Genomic DNA, 23,504 nt, shown 5'->3' on the forward strand with positions numbered 1-23,504 from the left:
TATAATGGAGATAAGAAAGAGACTATTGGGAGCTTTCAACCTTGTCAAAAATACCAAATCAATGACAAGTGACAGTGTGGCGAAAGCCCCCGAACCCCCGAAGGGGGACAAGCTTTAAAAGAAAACCGATGCGAGGTCGTAGCACGATAGGCAAAGCGAGCCGCACGGGCAGTCGTAGCACGACAGACAGATAATGAAAAGACGAACAAAAGACGGTGCGAGTAGCACAGGCAGGTGTAATTAGCAAATTAGCAAATTTGAGAATTAACAAATGGGGGCGAGAGAATGAAATAATGTAGATATGGAGAGCTTATAGGAAAGACGAACAATGAACGAAGAAAAGACGAACGAATGACGAACAAAAGACGAACAAAAGACGAACAAAAGACGAACAAAAGACGAACAAAAGACGAACAAAAGACGAACAAAAGACGGTGCGAGCCGCACGGGCAGATAAACAAATAACGAACAAAAGACGAACAAAAGACGAATAAAGAACGAACAATCAGCGAAGGTAAGTTAGAGTTGAAATAGAGATAAAAAGAAGGTTAGTGGAAGGCTTCAACTTTGCCAAAGTTTCAAATTTTGGTAAAACTCTTAACATTAAAGCGAAGAAAGAATGGGGTAAATGCGAAAGCTGAGAGGGAAAGGGTAGATTTTGATTTTTCAGATGATTTTTTGAAGCAGTTTGCAATAAAAATAGTACCTTTGCACTTTCAGAATAAAATTGTTTAACAAATGAAAAGAATATTATACCTATGTATGGCAATCGTTTTTATAGCTTGCCATAAAAACAATGACGAAGTTCCCCAACCAGACCCTAATAAACCTACCCCTGATAAGCCAATTCCAGACAAACCCAAGCCTGATAATCCCAAACCTAATACCCCTACGAATGCCTATTTGTATGGCATTACTATAGACGACAGTTGGGAGGAAACCGGAGTTACTGTTCAGCAGATTGTAAGTGCTATCAAGGCGATGCCTGTAAAGCCTACGGTGCGCATTGTGATGTCCAAGGGTACAGCGATAGCTAATTACAAACCGCTTTTTTCGGCTGTTCATCAAGTAGCTTATGTGATGGCAACACCTGCCGATTCAGAAGATATGAAAAAATACACTAACGTAGATAGTTATGTAAAGAGATTTCAGGATTCGTATAAAGAACTCTCGGCATATACGGATTTTTGGGAAGTGGGCAATGAAATTAACGGAGAAGGTTGGATGGGTGACAACCCTCAATTTATTGCCGATAAAGCCTATGGTGCTTATAAGTTTATCCGCAGTAAAAATGCGAAAACAGTGCTTGTGAGCTACTATTTTAAACCAGGTGACCAAAAGGTGACGATGGAGGATTGGCTAAAAAGATATATCCCAGAAGATATGAAAAAGCAGTTGGATTACGTGTTAGTAAGCTATTACGAAGATGATAACGACAATTACCAGCCTAATTGGCAAGAGGTATTTAACAATTTAGAGTCTATTTTTCCGAGTGTTAAATTGGGCATAGGGGAGTGTGGCAATAAGGATTATAAAGAGCCCCCTGTACAGAGTAAAGTGGAAAGGGCTAAGCACTATTATTCGATGCCTAAATATGTAAAGAACTACGTGGGCGGTTATTTTTGGTGGTATTGGGTACAGGACTGTGTGCCTCATCAAAACAGTGAAGTTTTTAAGGCTATCAACAGCAGTATTAAGCAAACGCTTAAATAATATTGCTTTTTGTGAAGATTTGCGTACCTTTGCACCAAATTAGAACGAGAAATGAAAAAGTTTATCATATCAGGAGGAGGTACAGGCGGGCATATTTTTCCTGCTATCGCTATTGCCGATGAATTGAAAAGACGTATTCCAGATGCCGACATTCTGTTTGTGGGCGCCAAAGACCGTATGGAGATGCAAAAGGTACCACAGGCGGGTTATCCTATTGAAGGGCTTTGGATTTCGGGCATTCAGCGTAAAATTACCTTGCAGAACTTGCTATTTCCATTAAAATTCATCAGTAGCTTGCTGAAATCTCGGAGCATTATCAAGCGTTTTAAACCCGATGCCGTAATAGGTACCGGAGGTTTTGCTAGCGGTGCTGTGGTGAAAGTAGCAGGCGGAATGGGTATTCCTACTTTCATTCAAGAACAGAATTCGTATGCAGGTATTACCAACAAAATGCTTTCTAAAAAAGCAAAAAAAATATGTGTGGCTTACGATGCAATGGAACAGTTCTTTCCCAAAGAGAAAATCGTAAAAACAGGTAATCCTATTCGCGGTGGGCTCTTGGATATAGCAAAGCACCGCACAGAAGGACTGACATATTTTCAGCTGAGCCCTGAGCAAAAAACGTTGTTGGTATTAGGGGGTAGTTTGGGAGCTAGGCGTATCAATCAGCTGGTAGAAGAGCAGTTGCCTTTATTTGAAAAACTTGGGGTACAAGTGTTATGGCAGTGTGGCAAACTGTATTATGAAGAGTACAAGAAATATGAAAGCGAGCGAGTGAAAGTTTTAGCTTTTATTGACAAAATGGAGTTGGCTTATGCTGTTGCCGACGTAATTATCTCTCGCGCAGGAGCCAGCTCGGTGAGCGAATTGTGTGTAGTGGGGAAACCTGTGATATTTATTCCTTCGCCCAATGTGGCAGAAGACCACCAGACCAAAAATGCACGAGCTATTGAGCAAAAACAGGCTGCTATTTTGATACGCGAAACTGATTTAGGCACTACTTTTGCTACTACTTTTACCGAACTCATAAACGATGAGGCAAAACAGCAGAGCCTTTCGCAACACATTAAGACGTTGGCTTTGCCTAATGCTACTAAAGAAATAGTAAACATTATCTTAGAAAATAAGAATTAAAACAGATGAAGAGACTTTTTACATTTATAGCACTGGGGTGTGCCGCATTTACTTTTGCGCAAAACCAATTGGGAAAACAGTTTTTTATAGATACTAAAAGCGATGAATTTAAAAGAGGTATCGTGGAAGTGAAGGAATACGTGAATTACGACGCATATTTGCAGTTACAAAGAAACCTTAAATCGGGTAATTCGGCAGGTATTAATAGCGATATGATTCGCCAAGCGTATATGACGCGAAAGGTAGCTCTGCCGAAAGGGAATTACGTTATTGACAACGATGAACAGCGCTTTGAATTCGAGATAGGCAACAACGGACAGTTTGTAGGTGAAGGGCAGTTTGAAAACAAGGAAAAAAACCTAAAATCTACCTATATCTTCGCCAATGGGAAGCTCTCGGAAATACACATATTCAATACCGAAGGTAGATTGCGCAAGAAAAACATCTTCAAAGGGAACATTATTGAAGGACACGTGTTTGACCACGCTGGTAAGCTTGCCCAAAAGATAGAAATACACACCGACTTGAAGGAAGGAGCCGACCAGGTAGTTACTACTTACCACAAGAATGGCAACCCCAGCAAAGAAGTGAATACAATCAAGAGTACTACAAAGGAATTTTACCAAAATGGGAAGCTGAAATTAGACCAAGTGGATAGCAAAATCACTACTAAATATGACCCTATTGGGAAAATTACTGAAAAATGGTATGTTACTGAAAACGGCAATTGTCGTGAAACTTATGACAAAGGAGTAATTAGCCAAAAAACTTGTGAAGACCGCAGTACAAAAGAGACTACTGTTTCCATCTACAAGAATGGAAAATTAGACAATTATACTGTAACTGATACTAAGAAAAAGGAAGTTCGCAAATACGATGCTTCAAAAAAGCTAATAGAAACTAAAAAATTATGAGGTAATTGAGTGAAGAATTAAAAACTCTTACCTCTTACTTCACATTTTATACAAATGGATTTACAACCTATACAGAACGTTTATTTTATAGGCATAGGGGGCATAGGAATGTCTGCCCTTGCTCGTTATTTTAATGCCAATGGCAAAAAGGTATGTGGTTATGACCGTACCCCCACTGAAATTACTGAAATGCTCGAAAAAGAAGGTATAAAAGTACATTTTACCGATGATGTAAATGCTATTCCCGCCTCTTTTAAAGACAAGCGCACTACGCTGGTAGTATATACACCTGCCGTACCCAAAGACCATAAGGAATTAAACTATTTTCAGCAAAATGGCTACGAAGTAGTAAAACGCTCGGAAGTATTAGGGTTTATCACCAAAAATACATTCTGCCTTGCAGTGGCAGGTACGCACGGTAAGACCACTACTTCAAGTATTCTCGCCCATTTATTAGTGGAAGCAGGAGCCTCAGTAAGTGCGTTTTTAGGAGGGATTGCTGAAAACTTCAACAGCAACTTAGTACTGAAAGGCAGTGAGTACACTGTGGCAGAAGCCGATGAGTTCGACCGTTCCTTCTTGCGACTCTCGCCCAATATAGCTTGTATCACCTCTATGGATGCCGACCATCTCGACATTTATGGCGATAAAGAACACTTGATAGAAGGTTTTAGAGAGTTTGCAGGTAAGATAAAACCAGGTGGAAGTCTTATAGTGCGCAATGGTTTAGATATAGAAGGTGAGACCTATGGATTGGAAGATAATGCCGATTATACTTTCCAAAATATAACGGTAAAGAATGGTATTTACCATTTTGATTTTCATTATAAAGGAGGCGTCTATAAAGACTATACTTTATTGAAGCCAGGAAGACACAATCTACTCAATGCCTTAGCAGCCGTATCGATGGCGGTAAAAGCAGGATTTGCCCCTGAAAAGTTACTCCCTCATTTGGCTACATTCAAAGGTGTGAAAAGGCGTTTCTCATATATTATCAAGGAAGACAACTTTGCCTTTATAGACGATTATGCACATCACCCTTCGGAAATTAATGCGTTGTTCCAAGCGGTAGAGGAGATGTACCCACACACTCCTAAAACTATTGTCTTTCAACCCCATTTGTTCACCCGTACACGTGACTTTTTAGACGATTTTGCAAAAAGCCTATCACAGTTTGACGATGTAGTTTTATTGGACATTTACCCAGCTCGAGAGCTGCCTATTGAAGGTATTAGCTCACAAGTATTGTTAGACAAAGTGACAGCTAAACAGAAAATATTGGTAGGCAAAGCAGAATTGATACCTTTATTGCTTAAAAAACAACCAAAATTATTACTTGCTGTAGGAGCAGGTGATATAGGTGCTGAAGTAGAGAAAATTAAAGAATCTTTTACCGTTGGTCATTAAAATGGCACAGTTGTTGCCTAATCGTTTTACGATATAAAACAAATTAGTAAAACAAAGAATATGATGAAAAATTATGCAACAATGATAGCTACTGCCTTCCTCGGCGGGGCTATGACCTTAGGAGGGTATAAACTCTTTATAGATAAACACGATGCCAAACAAGAAGCACTTGAGTTGCTCTCACGTCCTGCTTTGGTGCAAACTAATCACACTACTCCTGAAAGAACGGTAGCAGGTGAAACCAACTTTGTGGAAGCGGCTAACAAAACGGTGAATAGTGTAGTGCACGTGAAGAACACTGTAAAATCACAAGGAGGCGTTACCTCTATCTTCGACCTTTTTTACGGTAATGGAGGTGGCGAACAAACCCAAGTAGGTACAGGTTCTGGGGTTATCATTACCCCCGATGGCTATATAGTAACGAATAACCACGTGATTGCCAATGCTACTACTTTGGAGGTTACTCTCAACAACAATAAAACTTATACTGCTAAACTTATAGGCACAGATGCTTCTTCGGATATTGCCCTACTGAAAATAGAAGCCGACGAAAAACTACCTTTCCTCACTTTTGCGGACTCCGATAATACGCAAGTAGGCGAATGGGTCCTCGCGGTAGGGAATCCTTTTAACTTAAATTCTACCGTTACTGCGGGAATCATCAGTGCAAAAGCGCGTAATATCAGCGAGCGCGGTAGCGATAAAATAGAATCGTTTATACAAACCGATGCCGTGGTGAATATGGGAAACAGTGGGGGAGCTTTGGTAAACCTCAATGGCGACCTCATTGGTATCAATACCGCAATCTCATCTACTACAGGGGTATATATGGGCTACTCGTTTGCAGTGCCTAGCAATATTGCTAAGAAAGTGGTGGAAGACCTTATAGAGTACGGGAACGTGCAACGTGGGGTGATGGGCGTACGCGGACAAGGATTAGACTCTGAAGTAGCCAAAAAACTCAACGTCAAAGAAACTGAAGGATTCTATGTGGATTCTGTAGATGATGAATCAGGAGCAGGAGCTGCCGGACTTAAAAAAGGTGACATTATCAAGCAAATCGATAATGTGAAGATACATAAATACTCTGACCTTAGTGGTCACATCGCTTCTAAACGTCCTGGCGATATGCTAAAAGTAACTTATGTACGCGAAGGTAAAGAACGCACTGCCAATATTACCCTCAAGAAAAACACTACTTATGTAATACAATCCTTAGGTTTGGAAGTGAAAAACCTTTCAGAAGCCGACCACAAGCGATTTAAAACTAAAAATGGAGTGAAGGTTACTGCTGCAGGTCAGTTTTATGAGTACAACAATATCAATATAGTAGGAAAAGTGTTGCTTTCAGTGAATGGAAAAACCATTAAAGATGTAGATGAATTGAAAAATATAATGTCTACCCTTTCTTCACGCAATCGCAACTCGTTAGAATTCCTGAACGAAAGAGGAGAAAAAGAAAGATTCTTTTTCTAATATGGTTAATGGTAAAGGGTATGCTGATACCCTGTAATTGGTTATGTTAATACCCTATACTTTACGGAATGTAAAGTGTAGGGTATTTTTTAATATACAATTACCTTTTAGAATAATAAAACTTTTTATGACTGTAAAGCAAATATTTGCCATCTATATATCGGTAGAGTTTTTGTTCACTGAGGGCTTTTTTGCCTATTCTTCCCGCCGAATTGCTTAAAAATCCTTTATCTAAAATATCCTTAAATAAAATAGAGGATAGCGTATTTTCAATAAGGTCAGTAGGTTGCCATTTTTGCGCTGATGAAGTGCGTTTATATCTCGTTTCTTTCAGCAGATTGCCTTCGTTGTCATACTCAAAAATACTTCTCCCTTCTTCTTCGTTTGGTTTGATGAATAAATACTCAATAAGCTCATTGTTTTTGTTATAGCGGTACTTATTAGTATAGTATATCTCGTATGTTTGGGTCTTTTTATTCCAATTCTCTGAAGTAATAGAGGTACTCTGGTTGTTTTCGCCCAATATATCAGTGAGTCTACTCTGATTCTGCCATTTGTTTTGCTCTTTATCCCAAACTTGTGCTATATTAGTGAAAATTCTGTTTGTCTTATCTTCTGTATAAGTGATTTTTTGCGTAGGTAGCCACCCATCCTCTCTATAAACATACTGTATAGAGGTTCTTTCATTCTCATTAGGGTGAATATACTCTGTTTTTTCGTCTTCATACCACTCATTATTCCCAAAAGTATAAGTAATCTCTTCTTTAAGGAGCGTATCATTCTCAAACTTTCGTACAATTTTCTTGTCGCCTTGCCACTGCTGGATGTCACTATCCCAAATTTCATCAACAGAAAGCACTGTACGTCCTTTTTCATTCTCGGTATAAGTATTGCGAGTATTTCTAAGCCAACGCTTATTGAGATATTTGTAATACACAGTTTTGGTGATGCGACCTGTTGTTTTGCTAATGCGTTTGCTACTAGGGGATAACTTTTTGCCATTTTCATTGAGGTAACTAATATTGATGAGTTTATTTTTCTTTCTCTTAGTTTCATCTTTCTGGATTGCTATCCATCTTTTACTCAAAGAATCTTGGCGGTAAAAAACATTATAAATCTCATTGCCTTCTTTGTCATTCTTAATAACAGTTTTGGTAGCGTAACGATGGGGGAAAATGTGGTTATCGCCTACTACTAATAAATGTTTTTTAGCGTTATAACGTTGCCAATCTGTAACTTGATAGGCACTACTGAGCGAATCTACCCTATAACCTATATGGTTTATACTATCCAATTGATATTGCTGTGCGTGCACTGAGAATATCCCAAATATTAGCCCGAAAATAAATGTTTTCATAATAGTTCAATTTTAAATGTTATTTGTATCTCTTGTCTCTATTGGTATTATTAAAATCTCCCGTCGGGAAAGGATATCACCCTGTTGTTTCGCTCCTCCGCGGGTGGGAATAATAGTTGCAACTTCCTGAAATATATCATTGCGCGATAATATCGAGGGGTATTGCCAAAATTCAATTCATATTCCTCACCGTTTTCGTCTTCGTTGATGAGTAGCACGCAATTTCTTTCTGCATTCCACTCATAATGAAAGTACAGATAAGCAACAGAGCCGTCCTCATTGTATTTGCTGTGCTCACCGAGGCTAATTCTCGCAGAAGTTGTCTCTTCGTTACTTACTTTTAGTATGAAATCATCTTTTTGAAGCGTTATGTAGCCATCAGCATTCTTTCCTTTTTGTGCGTAGAAATCTTGAAGTCTTCCATTGGCTAAAAGCGACTTGAAGTTTGCTTCGTTCACTTTTGAAAGATAGTAGATGCGACTGTTGATGAGCTCTTCATAACGCCTGCAAAAGTAAGCAAACTCTTTTTCTAAGAACGCAAAATGTGCGGGATGTGATGTTGCAGTCATATCAATCACTCCCTCATCAGTAAAAGTATTGATTGAGGTGTGCAACTCGCCTTTATATACTTGGGCAAGCACACCATATTCTTCATCGTTTTGAATAAAAACAGAATGAGCATCGTAATCAGGGTCGTAAAGGATGCGGTAAAATACATCATTGTCGTCCCACATTTCAAAACGCGGATTATTATTTTTGTCAGGTTTACATACAAGCGAGAAGAGGGGCGGATAGGTAAAACGAAGTAAATTCTCTATCGAAATATCGGTATTAGGGAACAGATGCACTTGTTTTTTGCTAATTTCATCGCGACGTTTTTGTGTTTCTTCAGGGCTTACGAATATAGTTTCACCTTTGGCTAAAGCAGGGAATATATCATCGTTTATCCAGCATTTCCAGCTCCAAGGGATATAATCTATCTTTAAAATATCGTCTAACGCAAAAGAAAATTCGGGTTTTAAGTAAGAAACGAGCTTTTCCCCTAACAAAAGCCCTTCGTAATCATCATCGGTGAGGTATTCGGTAATATCGGCATTGCGTCTTTCTTCAAAACGCTTGTTATCGTGATTGTAATCAGTTTCCAAGAACACGTAAATGCTGATATGCCCCATCACGGTAAGGCTTCCGTGATTGTAATCGCCCCAATAGAATCCCGAAACGCGCAAATCACCGCCTACGAAAATCTCTTGCCCACCGACCACTATATTTTCGGCAGTGAGATTGCCCAAAACCACTAATCCGCAAGAGCCGCAGATTTCGCCATTGTAGATATTGGTAGCCTGCATATTGCCTTTTACGAGGATAAAAAGGGGCAGAGAATCGTAGTCATCGGGGTTGTAGTAAGGAGAAAGCTCATCGACAGCGTCTAAATCTAAAGGTTCGTTCAAAATCCAGTCGCCGTCAATCACGATAACGCGATTTCGCCAATGAGTGTCATAATGCTCTTTGTAGAGAGACGACTCAGGTAGCTCATCGGCAATCTCGTCATAAGAAGTAGTTCGATAGGGAAGGTTAGAGAGGTTCATAACAAATTATTTTTTATAAGTATCTACGCTGATAAGTGGATTTTCTCCGTTTTTTACCAACTGAAAGAAACGATTGACAGAGAAATAAGAGAAAAGCTCATTTTCTTCCCAAACTTCTTGTCTAAGGAGTTTCCAGCTTTCTTCCAAATAGCCTGTTTCAGGGTCGTGAAGATAGCAATCCTCTTGTTCTGTTTCGTTTTCGGCTTCTACGAATATAAACTCAGTAACCTTACTTTTGTCGGGCATATAGTGTCCAACTTCTACGAAATACGGCGCATTGGTATTGCCTAATACATCGAGCATACCATCATTATACTCGCCATACAGACCAAAGGTAGTATAAAGGTCTTTCATTATGAAGATAGCACCGTTATAGGTAAAGAGATAATCGCAAATTACGTTGCCCGATACCCTTAGATGCAAGTAATTATCGTCTAAAATATCACCTGCAACGGTAAGATTTCCATCGATAAAGATACCATAAGCATCGCCTTCCCAGTGTAAGCCTTCCATAAGGTCTTCCGTCCATTGGCGGGTGATGTTGCCTTTTACCAGCACATCGCCTTTGAGGAGCAATAGTTTGTCGTCGTCATTAAGATAGATAGGAATTTTAAATTTTTCCTTCGCTTGCTTTACAGTGATAAATTCCTTTTCGGGGATTACGGTTTCACTCACTTGCGGACGCTGAGCCATACGTGCGGGCATCGCATTGTTGATACGTTGCGCCCTTTCTAATAGGGTTATTACTGACATATCAAATTGTTTTTACAAAGTTACGAATAAATTATTGATAAGTAAAATTAATATTGCTCCCTCCCTTCTTTGGTAGGAATTAAGGAAAGTAAGTTTTTCCCTAATCCATTACTTTTTATAATAATAACGTTCGTTATTATTTGTTACTTTTATGGTATTCCCTCCGTCTATCAGCTCAAAAGCGATGTTTGTAGTGGCTTTTTTGTTGTCATCTGCCTGATAATATTTTCCACCGATATTTATCCACTGGCGAGTGTCATCAATTTCGCGACAACCGCCTGTTTGTGCATTAGGAAATGCAAAATGAGTGGAGATTCTAAAACGGTCTATTCGCAAAAAGCCTTTTTTATAACAATCGTCGCGAGAGGCGTCAATAGTTTTTCCGTGTGTCTCTACTTTCTTTAAAAACCATTTGCCTACGGCGGGGTCGTGAGTATCTTTTCGCCTATATACATAGGTATCTTTCTTCCCATTAGCGTTAGCACTTGGGTAGGAGAGAGAAAGTACGTTGTTTTTGATATGAAACTCCATACTGCCCTTTTGATTATTCTCCTTATTGACATAATTAATTACGTTGCCTTCGGTAGTATAGGTGTGGTTAGTGATATTCCTATCACAATTGCCATTGGATAGCAGACTCACAGCCAGATGTGTGTAGTCGGTTTCAGAGAATGCTACTTCGCTGTCTTGTGCGCATTTATTAGCGAGGTAATGGTCGGTATCCTTAACGGTGAGTGAGACAAAATACCACGTACCTAAAAGGGAACGACTATCTTCTTCTTCGTTATCTTTCCCACAAGAGGAAACAAATAGAACTGTGGCAATAAGTGCCGAAAAGATAAGTTTTTTCATATGTTTTTATTTTATTTAAAAATGAAAATTGATTTTAGTAAATTGCTTCTGTTCCCCTGAAGGAGAACAATTTATAAGCCTAACAATATGGATATCGGAGGAGATTGTAGGCAACTTTTTATGCCTCCGTTCCTTTAACCGTTTCAGCAGAAGGCTTTCCTCCTGCCTTACGGCGTGCCAATACATCGGCGTAGTATTTACGGCTGTTGTTGAGCACCTCGAGGGTTTTTACGAAAAACTCATCGGGTTTTACTTGTGCATTGGCATTGATGTAAGCCGAAAGTTTTTGGTAAATATCGGTGAGCTCTTTTCGCAATCCTTTTACGCTATACACTTCTTTTTGAAGGTCTTTAAGCGAACGATGAGAGAAAAGCTCATTGAATGCCGTGTTAGAAGTTTCCAGCTCACCCAGAAACTCGCCTATCTTCAGAGTCTCTACCTGTGCCTGATATTGTGCCGATTTGAGGGTGCTGATAAGCGTTTTCACGCGGTTGGTTTCCTCTTCGTAAGTGTCCTTTATCACATCTTTATAACCGTCCAAAACCAATTTAATAGCGTGATAGGCTTTTTGTTTAGCCTCTGTTTTGGCGTTGCGATAAGGCTTGATACTGTCTTTCAGGGCTTGCACATCGGCATCACGCACCTTGTCGAGTTCTGATATTTTTTTAGACTCTTCTTTCGCGCGCACTTGTTCAAGCGCCTTGTTATAGACCGGTATTTTGGTGTTGAGACTTTCGTACAGCTCTTTAAACGTAGCGTCTGCCTCCAATGAAATACCTGAGCCCGCAAAATCTTCAAAAAAGCGGGCAATAAACTGACTAAATTCTGCGTTGTGTAGGTTTGCGGTGTGCAACACTACTAATTTGGGTGTTTTCATATCTTACTAATATAAATATTGAATTGATTTTACACGACTATTTTTGGCAAAGGTAATAAAAAATATCATTCTGTTTCATTTTGTAATGTAAAAATTTCAAAATTATTTTGTTTTTTTCGCTATCGATTGTGACGGCTTAAAGTAGTTTTGCTTTTGTTCTTCACCAATGCCGACGATGTAAAGCCATTTTGCTTTTTGTTTTCAACATATGTGATGAATTAAAATAGTTTTGCTTTTCGTTTTCACCGTATGTGATGAGTTAAAATAGTTTTGCTTTTCGTTTTCACAGCGTGTGACGGCTTGAAGTGATATTTTTGTAATATAAGAAAAAATATTACCTTTGTACCATTATAGTTAAAGCCATAATATATGAGTAGAGCTTCTGAATTAAAAAGAATTCAACACCTTAATCTTCCTGATTCTTATAAGGAAGTTCTTACGCAATTTGAGTTTTTTTGTTTATATGAATATGAAGGTAGAGAAATAGAGCTTTGGAGCTTTGCTAATTTGTTTTCTTATATAAACAGAGATTATTATCAATGGGAATTGCTTGAGTATTTTTCGGCTCCTAATGCTGAACATACTTTTACTTTTGGCAGCTCGCACGATGACGCCCGATTGTATTTTGACCTTACTGACTTTTCGGTATGGGAATATTGGCTTGATGATGACTCTACTGATAAAGTGGCAGATAGTTTTGATAAAATTATTTCAAAGGCAAAACTTATAGATAAAGAATAACAAAAAATTTAAGCGATGATACATTATTTAAAAGCAGATGCTACGGTGCCACAAGCCGAAGGAAACATTGTTATCGCCCATATTTGTAATGATATAGGCGCTTGGGGGAAGGGATTTGTGTTAGCACTTTCCAAACGCTGGAAATACCCCGAAAAACAATACAAACAATGGTATAAAGAAGGGGGAAATTTTGCTTTGGGAGAGGTACAATTTGTGTCGGTAGAAGAGAAGATATGGGTTGCAAATCTCATTGGGCAACACAACATATATAAAGATGAAAACGGTGACCCGCCTATTCGTTATGAGGCAGTGAAAAAAGGTTTGCAACAAATAGCCGATTTTGCTTATGAAATAAATGCCAAAGTGCAAATGCCTCGCATAGGTTGCGGATTGGCAGGAGGCTCTTGGGACAGAATTGAGAAACTTATAAGGCAAACACTTTTAAGGAAAAACATCGAAGTATTTGTTTGTGATTTATAACCTTATTTTTATTTTTTACCTTTTAGCTTTTATCCTGAAAAATAATGAACATCAAACTTCTCGCGGTGGGCAAGACCGATAATTCTGCTTTGCAACAGCTTATTGATATGTATGAAAAACGACTTTCGTATTACATCAATTTTGAATTGCAACTTTTGCCCGATATTAAGAAAAGCAAATCACTATCGGAAGAGCAACAAAAAGCAAAAGAAGGGGAGCTTATCCTCGGCAATGTAGCTTCGTCTCATCATCTGATACTCTTAGACGAACGTGGCAAAGAGTTTACTTCAGTAGCTTTCGCCGATGAATTGCAAAAGAAAATGAATGCCGGCATCAAGCAACTCACCTTTGTGATTGGGGGACCTTATGGTTTTTCAAAAGAAGTATACGACCGTGCTAATGGCAAGTTGTCACTTTCCAAACTCACCTTTTCACACCAAATGATACGCCTATTTTTTGTAGAACAACTCTACCGTGCTTTTACAATTCTCCGTAATGAGCCCTATCATCATCAGTAATTAAGGTTGTGGCGTTGTTAATGTTTTAGGAGCTTCTTCACCGTCTAATTTCTTAACTTTAAGGAATGATTCGTGTTGTTCGATAGCCATTTCTATTTTAGCTACAATTTCTTCAACCGTATCATTTTCGTAATCTATTTGCAAAGGCGATTTGATAATCATCGATTGTTGCACTCCTTTCTTTTTGATATTTATTCCCTTTTTATCAAACGAGCGACGGAATCCATCGATTACGATGGGCACCACCACAGGTTTGTATTGCTTGATGAGGTGTGCAGTACCCTTGCGGATAGGTTTCCACGGCGAGGTAGTGCCCTGCGGGAAGGTAATCACCCAACCATCGGCAAGGGCGATACCTATGTTTTCCACGTCGGCTTGGCGGACTTCGCGGTGTATTTCTTTCCCTTTTTCGCGCCAAGTTCTGTTCACCGGTATAGCTCCTGCGTAACCTAATATTTTGGGCAGAATCCCTGATTTCATAGTCTCGGAAGCCGCCACGTAATAAATGTTGAGTTTTGGGTTCCACAGATAGCCCATATTATCCAAGGTATCTTTACGACCTTTAAGACTTGCGTTGAACACGTGAAACATAGCCGTTACGTCGGCGAAATAAGTCTGGTGATTTGAAATGAACAGTACATTCTGTGGTGGCAATTCGCGAATAACGTCCGAACCCTCAATCTTCAGTTGGTTAAAACCATCATACCTGCTGTGAGTAAGGATACCAAAAACGCGGATGAGCCATCGTTTTACGAAAAGTGTATGTCCGAAAGGGTCTTTTTTAAATAAAGGCATTGTTCAATTTTTTGATTAGGTGATGAGCTAAAAAGTCAATTACTATAGTAACAAATTAACCCATTAACCCATCAGTTTAGTTTATTGAAAAGTCTCTCTTGCTATCTGCATAGTATTCTTTGTATTTGTTGTAAATCTTCACAGTTTCTTGGGCATTTCCCAGCCGTGAAAAGTTATTACAAATATTAAAGTTTAGCTTTTAGTTTTTCTATAAGCTTGGGAACCACTTCAAAAGCATCGCCTACCACGCCGTAATCGGCAGCTTTAAAGAAAGGAGCCTCGGCATCGGTGTTGATAACCAGCTTTACTTTTGAGGCATTAACCCCCGCCAAGTGTTGTATAGCCCCTGAAATGCCAATGGCAATATACAAGTTAGGCGCAACGGGTTTCCCTGTTTGTCCTACGTGCTCAGCGTGTGGACGCCAACCCATATCGGCCACAGGCTTAGAACAAGCGGTGGCAGCGCCGAGTACTTCGGCAAGATCTTCGATTATGTACCAATTCTCGGCGGCTCTTAATCCGCGTCCTCCTGATACCACAATAGAGGCATCGTCTAACGGTACTTTTCCTGTAGCCTTCTCGGTAGCGATTGTCTTTATATCGAAATCACTATCTGAAAGGGTAGGGGAGAAGGGTTCTACAATTGCCGGAGTAGGATTTTCTTTTACTCCGAAGGCATTAGGAGCTAATCCTACTATTTTTATAGGTGTTGTGATTTTGTTTAAACTTATGGCTTTGTTAGAAAAGGCATTACTCTTAATAGTAAAATCGTTTTCAGGGAGTGAAATGGCGTTAGGTACATAACCTGCTTGTAGAGAAATGGCTAATAAAGGGGCAATATTCTTGGCTTGCGACGAGGCGCTGAAAAGCACCGTTGTACTCCCTTCTTTCTTCACTGCCTGTTGTAATATTTGTGCTACAGCCTTCGCCGAAAAGTGTTGTAGCTTTTCATCGGCTACGTTCAATACTTTATCAATACCATAAGTGCCTAACATTTCAGGATTATCAATGTTGATAGTTACTGCTACTATTTTGGTATTTTGTTTCTGAGCAAGAGTTTTGGCATAAGTAGCCACTTCATAACTACTTTTCTTTACTTTTCCGTTTTCGGAATCTATATATATGAGTATGGACATTTTTTATTAAATTACTTTAGCTTCGTTGTGTAATAAATCAATAAGAGTATCTAAATCATCAGCCGATACCATTTTTACAGGTTTTTTGGCAGGAAGTTTCTCAAAACCTATGGTTGTTACTCTCGTATCTGTATTTTCAGCAGGCAACACGGTGATTACTTTAGTGCGAGCTGCCATTAGGTTGCGCATATTTGGTATACGAAGGTCTTTCTCTTGGGTAAGTCCTTTTTGTCCCGCAATTACTAACGGAAGAGTTGCGGAGAGTTTTTCCTTACCGCCGTCTATTTCTCGTTCAGCAGTTACCTCTGTCCCATTGATATCTAAACCTATGCATTTGTTGATAAAGGGTAGATTTAGTAATCCTGCCAAAAATCCTCCCACCATTCCGCCGTTATAATCAATAGACTCCTTTCCTGTAATGATAAGGTCGTAATTTCCTTCTTTAGCTACCTTAGCCAACTGAGTAGCTACAAAAAAAGCATCAGTAGGAGTGGCATCAATACGGATAATATCGTCAGCACCAATGGCGGAAGCCTTGCGCAATACGGGTTCTGTTTCTTGGGTGCCTACATTCACAAGGGTGATAGTAGCGCCTAACTTTTCTTTAAGTAAGATTGCCTTAGTGAGACAGAATTCATCGTTAGGATTGATGATAAACTGCACTCCTGTAGGGTCGAACTTCTTATTTTCATCAGTAAATTTTATTTTCGAAGTAGTGTCGGGGACGCTACTGATACATACTAATATCTTCATAATCTTATAGATAATATAATTAAAATGATACATTAATAACCAAAAGGTGGTTTTTTTGAAGCGGTAAAAGTACTTCCTTTTGTATAACTGTGCAAACTATTATGCGAAAAAAATGTACCTTTGCCGTCTAACTATTTGAAATACTAAATAGAAATAATGAATCCTCCAGTAACCGATATGCAACTTTTAGGACAGTTATTGCGTTGCCCCAGCGGAATATATGCAAAAGAAGTAGGTGAATATACTTTCTTTTCCAATCGCACTATGATTTTCAATACTATTGATTGTTTATCACTTTTGCCCAATAGCAATGTTTTAGAAATTGGCTTCGGCAATGCCAACCATTTACCTTATTTATTTGAAAAAGAACCAACCATTCACTATACAGGAGTAGAAACTTCTGTGGAAATGATAACTGAGGCTGCTGTAAACAATCCCGAATTGGTAGCGCAACAATCTGTTTCTTTTCTGCAAGTACAACCCGATGAGAGACTTGAGTTTAATATACTTTTTGATGTTTGCTTTTCAGTCAATACACTTTACTTTCTCAAAAGCCCTACTCGCTATTATCGCAATATTTATCAGTTGCTCAAGCCTATGGGAAAGGTAGTGATTACTTTTATTGATAAGTCAGTAGGTGAGAAAGCTCCTTTTGCACAAGTGGGATTTAAGTTTTATACTGTTCCCGAAGTGCGAAAAATACTCTCACGCATAGGGTTTAAGAATATCAAAGAGTATACTTTTGAAGAAACACTTGTTTCTAAGAGTGGCAAGAAAATACGTCGTCCTTATTGCATAATGATAGGAGAAAAATAATAACATCTCTGTTTTTTATTCTTTATTCCATATTTCCCACGCTTTTTCAGCTTGAAGTTCTAACATTAGTTGCCCATTACAAATAATAGCTCCCTGCTTTTCTCCTCTGTGTAGAAATGTAGTTTGTGAAGGATTATAAATAAGGTCATAAAGTAAGTGCTCAGGAGTGAGATACTGATAAGGAATAGGAGGACAGGCGTTAATATTAGGAAATGTACCTAAAGGAGTACAGTTAATAATAAGGTGATAATTTTCTATAATCTCTTTGGTAAGTTCTGCGTAAGCAAACTGATTTATCTGTGGTGTGCGGGATATAAAACGATAATCAATATTTAGTTGCTTGAGGGCATAAGCAACAGCACTCGATGCACCTCCCGTACCTAAGATAAGAGCGTGAGTATGCTGTGGTTGCAATAAGAAAGATAATGATTTACTAAAGCCATAGTAGTCGGTATTATAACCGAAGAGCCCATCAGTAGTAACTTTTACAGTATTTACAGCTCCAATGGCTTGTGCAGTAGCATCAACGGCAGTAAGTAGCTTCATTATTTCTCGCTTATACGGAATGGTAACATTCATTCCTCGTAAATTGGGAGTGCTTTTTAAGAGAGCGGGTAATTCATTGAGATTTTGTATATCAAAATTGATATATTCACAATCATTAATACCTTCTCGTTTAAATTTCTCAGTGAAATATTTTTGAGAAAAAGAATAGTCAATGTTGCGCCCCACAAGAGCAAAAATTGTCATAAGAAAACGTTTTTTTAATAGATAAACTATACATATTATCTATATACTGAATGTTACCTCTTACCTAACTTAAATTTTCCTATCAATCACGTAATTTACCATTAGGGTTAAGGCTTCTTTATAAGGTGAGGTTGGGAATTTATCCAATATATCTAGGGCTTTTTGTTGGAACTCTTTCATTCTAGTCGTAGCATATTCCAGCCCTTTATGATTCTTTACAAATTCAATTACTTCCTTTACGCGTTTTTTGTCTTTGTTGTATTTTTTTACCGAATTGATAAGCCATTGTTTTTCTTCTTCGGAACAAGTATTGAGTACATAGATAAGTGGTAGGGTCATTTTTTGTTCTTTAATATCTATACCTGTAGGTTTGCCAATTGCGTCTTCGGTATAATCAAATAGGTCGTCTTTTATTTGGAAAGCCATTCCTATGTATTCGCCAAAGAGTCGCATTTTCTCTATCAGTTCGGTTTGTTCTGGCTGTACCGAACAAGCTCCCATCGCACAACAAGCGGCTATAAGTGTCGCGGTTTTCTGACGGATAATCTCGTAGTACACCTCTTCTACAATATCTAACCGACGAGCTTTTTCTATCTGCAAGAGTTCGCCTTCACTCATTTCACGTACGGCTACCGAGATAATGCGCAATAAGTCGAAATCACCATTGTCTATAGAGAGTAGTAAGCCTTTAGAAAGTAGGTAATCACCCACCAATACAGCTATCTTGTTTTTCCATAAGGCATTGATTGAGAAGAACCCTCGGCGCTTGTTGCTGTCGTCCACTACATCATCGTGTACAAGGGTAGCAGTGTGTATGAGCTCTATTACCGATGCTCCCCGATAGGTGCGTTCGCTCACCTTACCTCCCGATACCATCTTGGCTACTAAGAACACAAACATCGGTCGCATTTGCTTGCCTTTGCGGTTTACAATATAGTAGGTAATACGATTCAGCAAGGCAACCTTAGACGACATCGAGCTACGGAACTTCTGTTCAAAAAGTTCCATTTCTTCACGGATAGGTTCTTTTATTTGAGCTGTTATCTTCATTGCTCGAAGTTGTCAATTTCTACTTTTAGATTGTTGATGATAAACTCTTGACGGTCAGGAGTGTTTTTGCCCATATAGAACTCCAAGAGCTGTTCGGTATGGATAGTTTTGTCCATCATTACAGGGTCTAAGCGTATATCTTCTCCTATAAAATCTTTAAACTCATCGGGGGAGATTTCTCCCAATCCTTTAAAACGAGTAATTTCAGGTTTGCCCTTTAACTTGTCTATGGCTGCTTCCTTTTCTTCTTCGCTGTAACAATATATTTTTTGTGTTTTGTTGCGCACACGGAATAGAGGTGTTTGCAGTATATATAAGTGCCCTTCTTTGATGATTTCGGGGAAGAACTGCAAAAAGAAAGTGATAAGCAAAAGACGAATGTGCATACCGTCTACATCAGCATCGGTGGCTACAACGATGTTATTGTAGCGAAGGTCGTCCATAGAGTCTTCAATATTTAGGGCGGCTTGTAATAGATTGAACTCTTCATTTTCATACACTATTTTCTTACTCATTCCGTAGGTATTCAAAGGTTTACCACGTAGTGAGAAAACGGCTTGTGTGATTACATCACGTGATTTGGTAATAGAGCCTGAAGCTGAATCTCCCTCAGTAATGAATAAGGTGCTTTGTAGGGCACGCTCGTCTTTGGTATTGGTGAGGTGCACGCGACAGTCGCGTAGTTTACGGTTGTGTAAGCTTGCTTTCTTAGCTCTTTCTTTTGCCAATTTGCGAATACCTGCCAAGTCTTCACGTTCGCGCTGTGCCTGCATAATCTTCCGTTGTAACGCATCGGATATCTCAGGGTTTTTATGTAGGAAGTCATCTAAATGGCGACTGATGAAATCATTGATATAGGTGCGTACAGAAGGCATTCCTTCTCCCATTTCGGTAGAACCGAGCTTAGTTTTCGTCTGGCTCTCAAACACAGGTTCCATCACTTTGATTGAGAGACCCGCGATGATAGACTTACGCACATCGGAGGCATCATAGTTTTTTTTGTAGAAGTCGCGAATGGTCTTTACATAAGCCTCTTTGAAAGCGTTGAGGTGCGTACCCCCTTGTGTAGTGTTCTGACCGTTTACAAAAGAGTAATACTCCTCACTGTACTGAGTTTTGCTGTGAGATATGGCGATCTCAATATCTTCACCTCTAAGGTGAATGATAGGGTAAAGAAAATCCTCTTCATTGTTGTTTTCGGTGAGGAGGTCTTTGAGTCCGTTTTCAGAATAGTACTTTTCACCATTGTAGTTGATAGTAAGTCCCGGGTTCAGGTATACGTAGTTTTTGAGCATACGCACCACATACTCATTACGGAACTTGAAGTTCTTAAAGATAGTGTCGTCTGGAATAAAAGTTACGCTGGTACCGCGCCTTTTCTGGCTTTCCTCGATAGCGCTTTCTTCTTTTAGCAGACCTCTCTCAAAAATAGCCGATTTAGACTGACCATCGCGCACCGATTCCACTTTGAAGTAGGTAGAAAGAGCATTCACAGCTTTTGTACCCACCCCATTGAGTCCGATAGATTTCTTAAAAGCTCGGGAGTCGTACTTACCCCCCGTATTCATTTTCGATACTACATCTACTACCTTTCCTAAGGGGATACCGCGCCCATAGTCGCGTACTTCTACTTGATTATCGGTGATTTTTACGTCGATGGTCTTACCAGCTCCCATCACGAACTCGTCTATACAGTTATCGATGACCTCTTTGAGAAGAATATAAATACCGTCGTCGGCTGAAGAGCCATCGCCCAGCTTCCCGATATACATACCAGGGCGTGTGCGAATGTGTTCTTGCCAGTCCAAAGAGCGGATACTATCCTCATCATATCTAATTTCTTCCATAAAGTTTACTTTCGTTTTTAGATGTGCAAAAGTATTAAAAATTATTCATATCCAAAAAATAAATATCTGTCTCCCTTGCTTACAATTGCTTTGAAAAACAATTATAACATAAAGGTGTCGCTACCGTTACTTTCTTCTCCTCACCACAGCAATGGCAGTACTTCTCTTCGTAGAAACGGTTGCCGAACTTCACCCACGCTTCATAACAGCTGTCGCACAAAGGCTTCGAAGGGTCAAAAGGAATAGCGGTATTACAACGGATACAGTGCCCTTTTTTCTCTTCTTGTACGGCATTTTCCTGAGGTGTTTCGGTTTCTATAGCTCTTTCAGGGGAAGGCTCGCGTTCTGCGAGTGGTCTGTTCTCAGCATTTACGTAGTTTTCGGGTACAAAAGAGGAGTAGCGGATAGGCTTCATCTCTCTGTTAGACAATACATCGTCTACCAAATCCAAATGCACAGTAGAGCCTACATAGTCTTTCGTCAGACCTAAAAACTTCTTGTTGTAGTTAGGACGTTTGGCAAAGATAGTGTAACCGCTGTCGAGTACACTCATAATGGCGTTTTTGGAAGTTTCGAAGAAATTGTTTTTGTTTACAAGGTCGGTGAGGGCTTTTTCGGCGAGTACGCCAAACTCTACCTTGTTTTCCAGCGAGTAATCCAAAAGGTTCATAGAGGTAATCACCGATTGCTTTTCGTTGGCATAATATTGTCCGTGTAACTGTGGAATATACACCATTGTGATATTCGGGAAGCCCAAGAAGTACTCAATATCTTCACGCTTACAATTTTCTTCTCCATTAGAAGTACTTTTGCCAAACCCAATGAGTATATGCAGTTTGGTGTTGTTTAAAAGCTGTTTAAAAACATTGTCTTTGAGGTAATCCCCCAGCTGAATATAAGGCGAAATGATAATAAGCTCCTTTTCCGCCTTAAAAAGGGTATCGTAAATAGTGTCGGATAGTGGTTTTCCTGTTAAAAAGTCCATAGTGTATGATTTTGTTAAGTGTATGTTTATTAAAAGTGATTATAATAATAGTGTGGTATCAGTAACAGAAGATATTTCTTGTATTTCAGAAACTGGTTTAGTTATATATTTTCTTCTAAAATAATATTTCTCAACGCCATTCTTTTCTTGTTTTATAGTATCTTCCTGTATGAGAAATATAAAATCTGTTGTTTTATAGATGAAATATCTATTAGGGTCATTATCTCTTAAGATAGTATCATTATTTTTTAATACTATATTAAATGTCTTTCGTCCTTTTTTAACCTCTTTTGCCTCTTCTATTCCTATCATATATGAAGAGACAGAAAAAATAGCTATTCCTATTATAATAGCAAAAGTACTATCTAAAAAGAACCATATTATAACAATAAATACAATAACTAGGGCTATTATTCCTGTACTTTGCAATGATAGAAAATTAGACTTGTATAAAATAAACAAGCAAAATAAAAGAATAAGTATTAATAAGACTGCCCTTATAATATTTATTTTATTCCTTACATTATTCTTGCCCATCTGAATAAGAAAAGCTAAAAATGGAGTGCAAAAAAGTATTACAAATGATATTAGAAAATAATATAATAGTGATTTTATATAAAGGAAATTTATGCAATCACTAATCTTAAAATACATTTCATAAGAAATACCAAACTCACCTAAAAAAGAAGTTAAATATATAAAACCTATAAATATAAAAATAGGTACAGAGATAAGACTTATTAGAGCCCAATCATTTTTTTGTTGATTGATATTTTTTTTATTTCTATTTTTCTCTAATAGAGAGCTACCTATAGAAGTATAATGCTTATTTCTTTTAATAATTCTCATTTCTAAAAGTATTTATGTAAGTTTAAAGCTCTATATAAAAGTCTTTTTTGAATTAGCCTTTTTCAACTTTACTACATTTAAAGTATCACGTGGCTTATACTGAAAATACTGATTCTTTATGGATAAAAATATAATATAATTTTTTCATTTCATTAAATATTATTAGTTGTTGGTATATACTCATCACTTCACAGATATATACCCATCACTTCACAGGTATATACCCGTCGCGTTACCAGTATATACCCGTGAGCCCATAGGTATATACCCGTGGGCTCACGCATATATATCGGTGTGATACGGGGTGCTACTTCTTGTATTTTTCGTACTTAACGGTTTTGAGCATCTCGCGGAGGTCGGCACCTGGGCGGAACTGAATTTTGTTGCCCTTGATGAACGAAGCTGTGAACTTCTCGGCGGTGGGAGCGCCCTCGCTGGTAAGGGTAATTTGGAAGTTACCAAAGTCGCCCAACTTTACGATTTTGCCTTCCGATAGGTGCCTAATGAGCACTTTGGTAAGGTCGTTAAGTACAGCCAACACATCGGTATCCGATACGGTGGTGCTACCCTGTGCAATTTCTTTGGCAAGTGCCTTTAAAGAGACTTCGCCATCGGCTTTGGCACTGGCATAAAACTTGGGAGCTGCTGTTTTATCTAACAGATTCTTACGCTCTACTACATTAAATTTTACTGGCATAAAATATAAATTTAAATG

23 protein-coding genes are annotated in these 23,504 nt (G+C 38.7%); 9 read left to right on the forward strand and 14 right to left on the reverse strand.

What is annotated here, in order from left to right:
• The first annotated feature begins 762 nt into the window (after positions 1-762).
• Genes C3V44_RS01490 through C3V44_RS01510 form a run of 5 tightly spaced genes read left to right on the forward strand, consistent with a single transcriptional unit; the run spans position 763 to position 6,644 of the window.
• The gene (locus C3V44_RS01490; protein WP_106096606.1) at positions 763-1,713 is read left to right on the forward strand and encodes a hypothetical protein; all 951 of its coding nucleotides are present in this window, start codon (positions 763-765) and stop codon (positions 1,711-1,713) included.
• A gap of 51 nt (positions 1,714-1,764) precedes the next feature.
• The gene (gene murG / locus C3V44_RS01495) at positions 1,765-2,847 is read left to right on the forward strand and encodes an undecaprenyldiphospho-muramoylpentapeptide beta-N-acetylglucosaminyltransferase (RefSeq protein WP_106095274.1); all 1,083 of its coding nucleotides are present in this window, start codon (positions 1,765-1,767) and stop codon (positions 2,845-2,847) included.
• A 5-nt stretch (positions 2,848-2,852) separates the two neighbouring features.
• Positions 2,853-3,761: a hypothetical protein gene (locus tag C3V44_RS01500; protein ID WP_106095275.1), complete on the forward strand. Its 909-nt coding sequence runs from the start codon at positions 2,853-2,855 to the stop codon at positions 3,759-3,761.
• A gap of 54 nt (positions 3,762-3,815) precedes the next feature.
• On the forward strand, positions 3,816-5,168 hold the full coding sequence (gene murC / locus C3V44_RS01505; RefSeq protein WP_106095276.1) for a UDP-N-acetylmuramate--L-alanine ligase: 1,353 nt from the start codon (positions 3,816-3,818) through the stop codon (positions 5,166-5,168).
• 60 nt (positions 5,169-5,228) lie between these two features.
• Complete coding sequence (locus C3V44_RS01510; RefSeq protein WP_106095277.1) at positions 5,229-6,644, forward strand: S1C family serine protease; 1,416 nt, start codon at positions 5,229-5,231, stop codon at positions 6,642-6,644.
• Between the two features lie 100 nt (positions 6,645-6,744).
• Here C3V44_RS01510 and C3V44_RS01515 read toward each other — a convergent pair whose 3' ends face one another.
• The 5 genes from C3V44_RS01515 to C3V44_RS01535 form a co-directional block, all read right to left on the reverse strand.
• A complete protein-coding gene (locus tag C3V44_RS01515; RefSeq protein WP_106095278.1) occupies positions 6,745-8,001 on the reverse strand; it encodes a hypothetical protein in 1,257 nt (418 codons plus the stop codon).
• A gap of 50 nt (positions 8,002-8,051) precedes the next feature.
• Entirely contained in the window at positions 8,052-9,587 is a 1,536-nt protein-coding gene (locus C3V44_RS01520; protein ID WP_106095279.1) for a hypothetical protein, read from the reverse strand.
• 6 nt (positions 9,588-9,593) lie between these two features.
• Positions 9,594-10,340 carry a hypothetical protein gene (locus C3V44_RS01525; protein WP_106095280.1) on the reverse strand — a complete coding sequence of 249 codons (747 nt, stop codon included), beginning with the start codon at positions 10,338-10,340 and terminating at the stop codon, positions 9,594-9,596.
• A 108-nt stretch (positions 10,341-10,448) separates the two neighbouring features.
• Entirely contained in the window at positions 10,449-11,192 is a 744-nt protein-coding gene (locus C3V44_RS01530; RefSeq protein ID WP_106095281.1) for a lipocalin family protein, read from the reverse strand.
• 118 nt (positions 11,193-11,310) lie between these two features.
• Positions 11,311-12,069, reverse strand: a complete 759-nt coding sequence (locus C3V44_RS01535; protein ID WP_106095282.1) for a DUF6261 family protein — start codon at positions 12,067-12,069, stop codon at positions 11,311-11,313.
• Positions 12,070-12,438: 369 nt separating this feature from the next.
• Between C3V44_RS01535 and C3V44_RS01540 the strand changes: the two genes are divergently transcribed.
• Genes C3V44_RS01540 through rlmH form a run of 3 tightly spaced genes read left to right on the forward strand, consistent with a single transcriptional unit; the run spans position 12,439 to position 13,808 of the window.
• The gene (locus C3V44_RS01540) at positions 12,439-12,810 is read left to right on the forward strand and encodes an SMI1/KNR4 family protein (protein WP_106095283.1); all 372 of its coding nucleotides are present in this window, start codon (positions 12,439-12,441) and stop codon (positions 12,808-12,810) included.
• A 15-nt stretch (positions 12,811-12,825) separates the two neighbouring features.
• Entirely contained in the window at positions 12,826-13,290 is a 465-nt protein-coding gene (locus C3V44_RS01545; protein WP_106095284.1) for a macro domain-containing protein, read from the forward strand.
• Between the two features lie 44 nt (positions 13,291-13,334).
• The gene (rlmH, locus tag C3V44_RS01550) at positions 13,335-13,808 is read left to right on the forward strand and encodes a 23S rRNA (pseudouridine(1915)-N(3))-methyltransferase RlmH (protein ID WP_106095285.1); all 474 of its coding nucleotides are present in this window, start codon (positions 13,335-13,337) and stop codon (positions 13,806-13,808) included.
• Here rlmH and C3V44_RS01555 read toward each other — a convergent pair whose 3' ends face one another.
• From C3V44_RS01555 to C3V44_RS01565, 3 genes are all read right to left on the reverse strand, one after another.
• Positions 13,809-14,603: a 1-acyl-sn-glycerol-3-phosphate acyltransferase gene (locus C3V44_RS01555; RefSeq protein ID WP_106095286.1), complete on the reverse strand. Its 795-nt coding sequence runs from the start codon at positions 14,601-14,603 to the stop codon at positions 13,809-13,811.
• Positions 14,604-14,788: 185 nt separating this feature from the next.
• The gene (locus C3V44_RS01560; protein ID WP_106095287.1) at positions 14,789-15,739 is read right to left on the reverse strand and encodes an electron transfer flavoprotein subunit alpha/FixB family protein; all 951 of its coding nucleotides are present in this window, start codon (positions 15,737-15,739) and stop codon (positions 14,789-14,791) included.
• A gap of 6 nt (positions 15,740-15,745) precedes the next feature.
• A complete protein-coding gene (locus C3V44_RS01565) occupies positions 15,746-16,492 on the reverse strand; it encodes an electron transfer flavoprotein subunit beta/FixA family protein (RefSeq protein WP_016479445.1) in 747 nt (248 codons plus the stop codon).
• A 156-nt stretch (positions 16,493-16,648) separates the two neighbouring features.
• On the opposite strand from C3V44_RS01565, the gene C3V44_RS01570 reads away from it, so the two are divergent.
• Positions 16,649-17,308 (forward strand): trans-aconitate 2-methyltransferase, encoded by a 660-nt coding sequence (locus C3V44_RS01570; protein ID WP_106095288.1) that lies wholly within the window; start codon positions 16,649-16,651, stop codon positions 17,306-17,308.
• A gap of 15 nt (positions 17,309-17,323) precedes the next feature.
• Here the strand turns inward: C3V44_RS01570 and C3V44_RS01575 are convergent, their stop codons facing one another.
• The 6 genes from C3V44_RS01575 to C3V44_RS01600 all read right to left on the reverse strand — a co-directional run bounded on the left by C3V44_RS01575 (position 17,324) and on the right by C3V44_RS01600 (position 23,486).
• Positions 17,324-18,058 carry a shikimate dehydrogenase gene (locus C3V44_RS01575; protein ID WP_106095289.1) on the reverse strand — a complete coding sequence of 245 codons (735 nt, stop codon included), beginning with the start codon at positions 18,056-18,058 and terminating at the stop codon, positions 17,324-17,326.
• A gap of 69 nt (positions 18,059-18,127) precedes the next feature.
• A complete protein-coding gene (locus tag C3V44_RS01580) occupies positions 18,128-19,108 on the reverse strand; it encodes a polyprenyl synthetase family protein (protein ID WP_106095290.1) in 981 nt (326 codons plus the stop codon).
• Entirely contained in the window at positions 19,105-20,955 is a 1,851-nt protein-coding gene (locus tag C3V44_RS01585) for a DNA topoisomerase IV subunit B (protein WP_106095291.1), read from the reverse strand. The genes C3V44_RS01580 and C3V44_RS01585 overlap by 4 nt, the downstream gene beginning before the upstream one ends.
• Positions 20,956-21,034: 79 nt before the next feature.
• The gene (locus C3V44_RS01590) at positions 21,035-21,940 is read right to left on the reverse strand and encodes a hypothetical protein (RefSeq protein ID WP_106095292.1); all 906 of its coding nucleotides are present in this window, start codon (positions 21,938-21,940) and stop codon (positions 21,035-21,037) included.
• Between the two features lie 39 nt (positions 21,941-21,979).
• Complete coding sequence (locus tag C3V44_RS01595; RefSeq protein WP_106095293.1) at positions 21,980-22,789, reverse strand: hypothetical protein; 810 nt, start codon at positions 22,787-22,789, stop codon at positions 21,980-21,982.
• Between the two features lie 307 nt (positions 22,790-23,096).
• A complete protein-coding gene (locus C3V44_RS01600; RefSeq protein ID WP_106095294.1) occupies positions 23,097-23,486 on the reverse strand; it encodes an HU family DNA-binding protein in 390 nt (129 codons plus the stop codon).
• Between the last annotated feature and the right edge of the window lie 18 nt (positions 23,487-23,504).

It is taken from the genome of Capnocytophaga sp. oral taxon 864 (genome assembly GCF_002998835.1).
Taxonomy (GTDB): Bacteria; Bacteroidota; Bacteroidia; order Flavobacteriales; family Flavobacteriaceae; genus Capnocytophaga; species Capnocytophaga ochracea.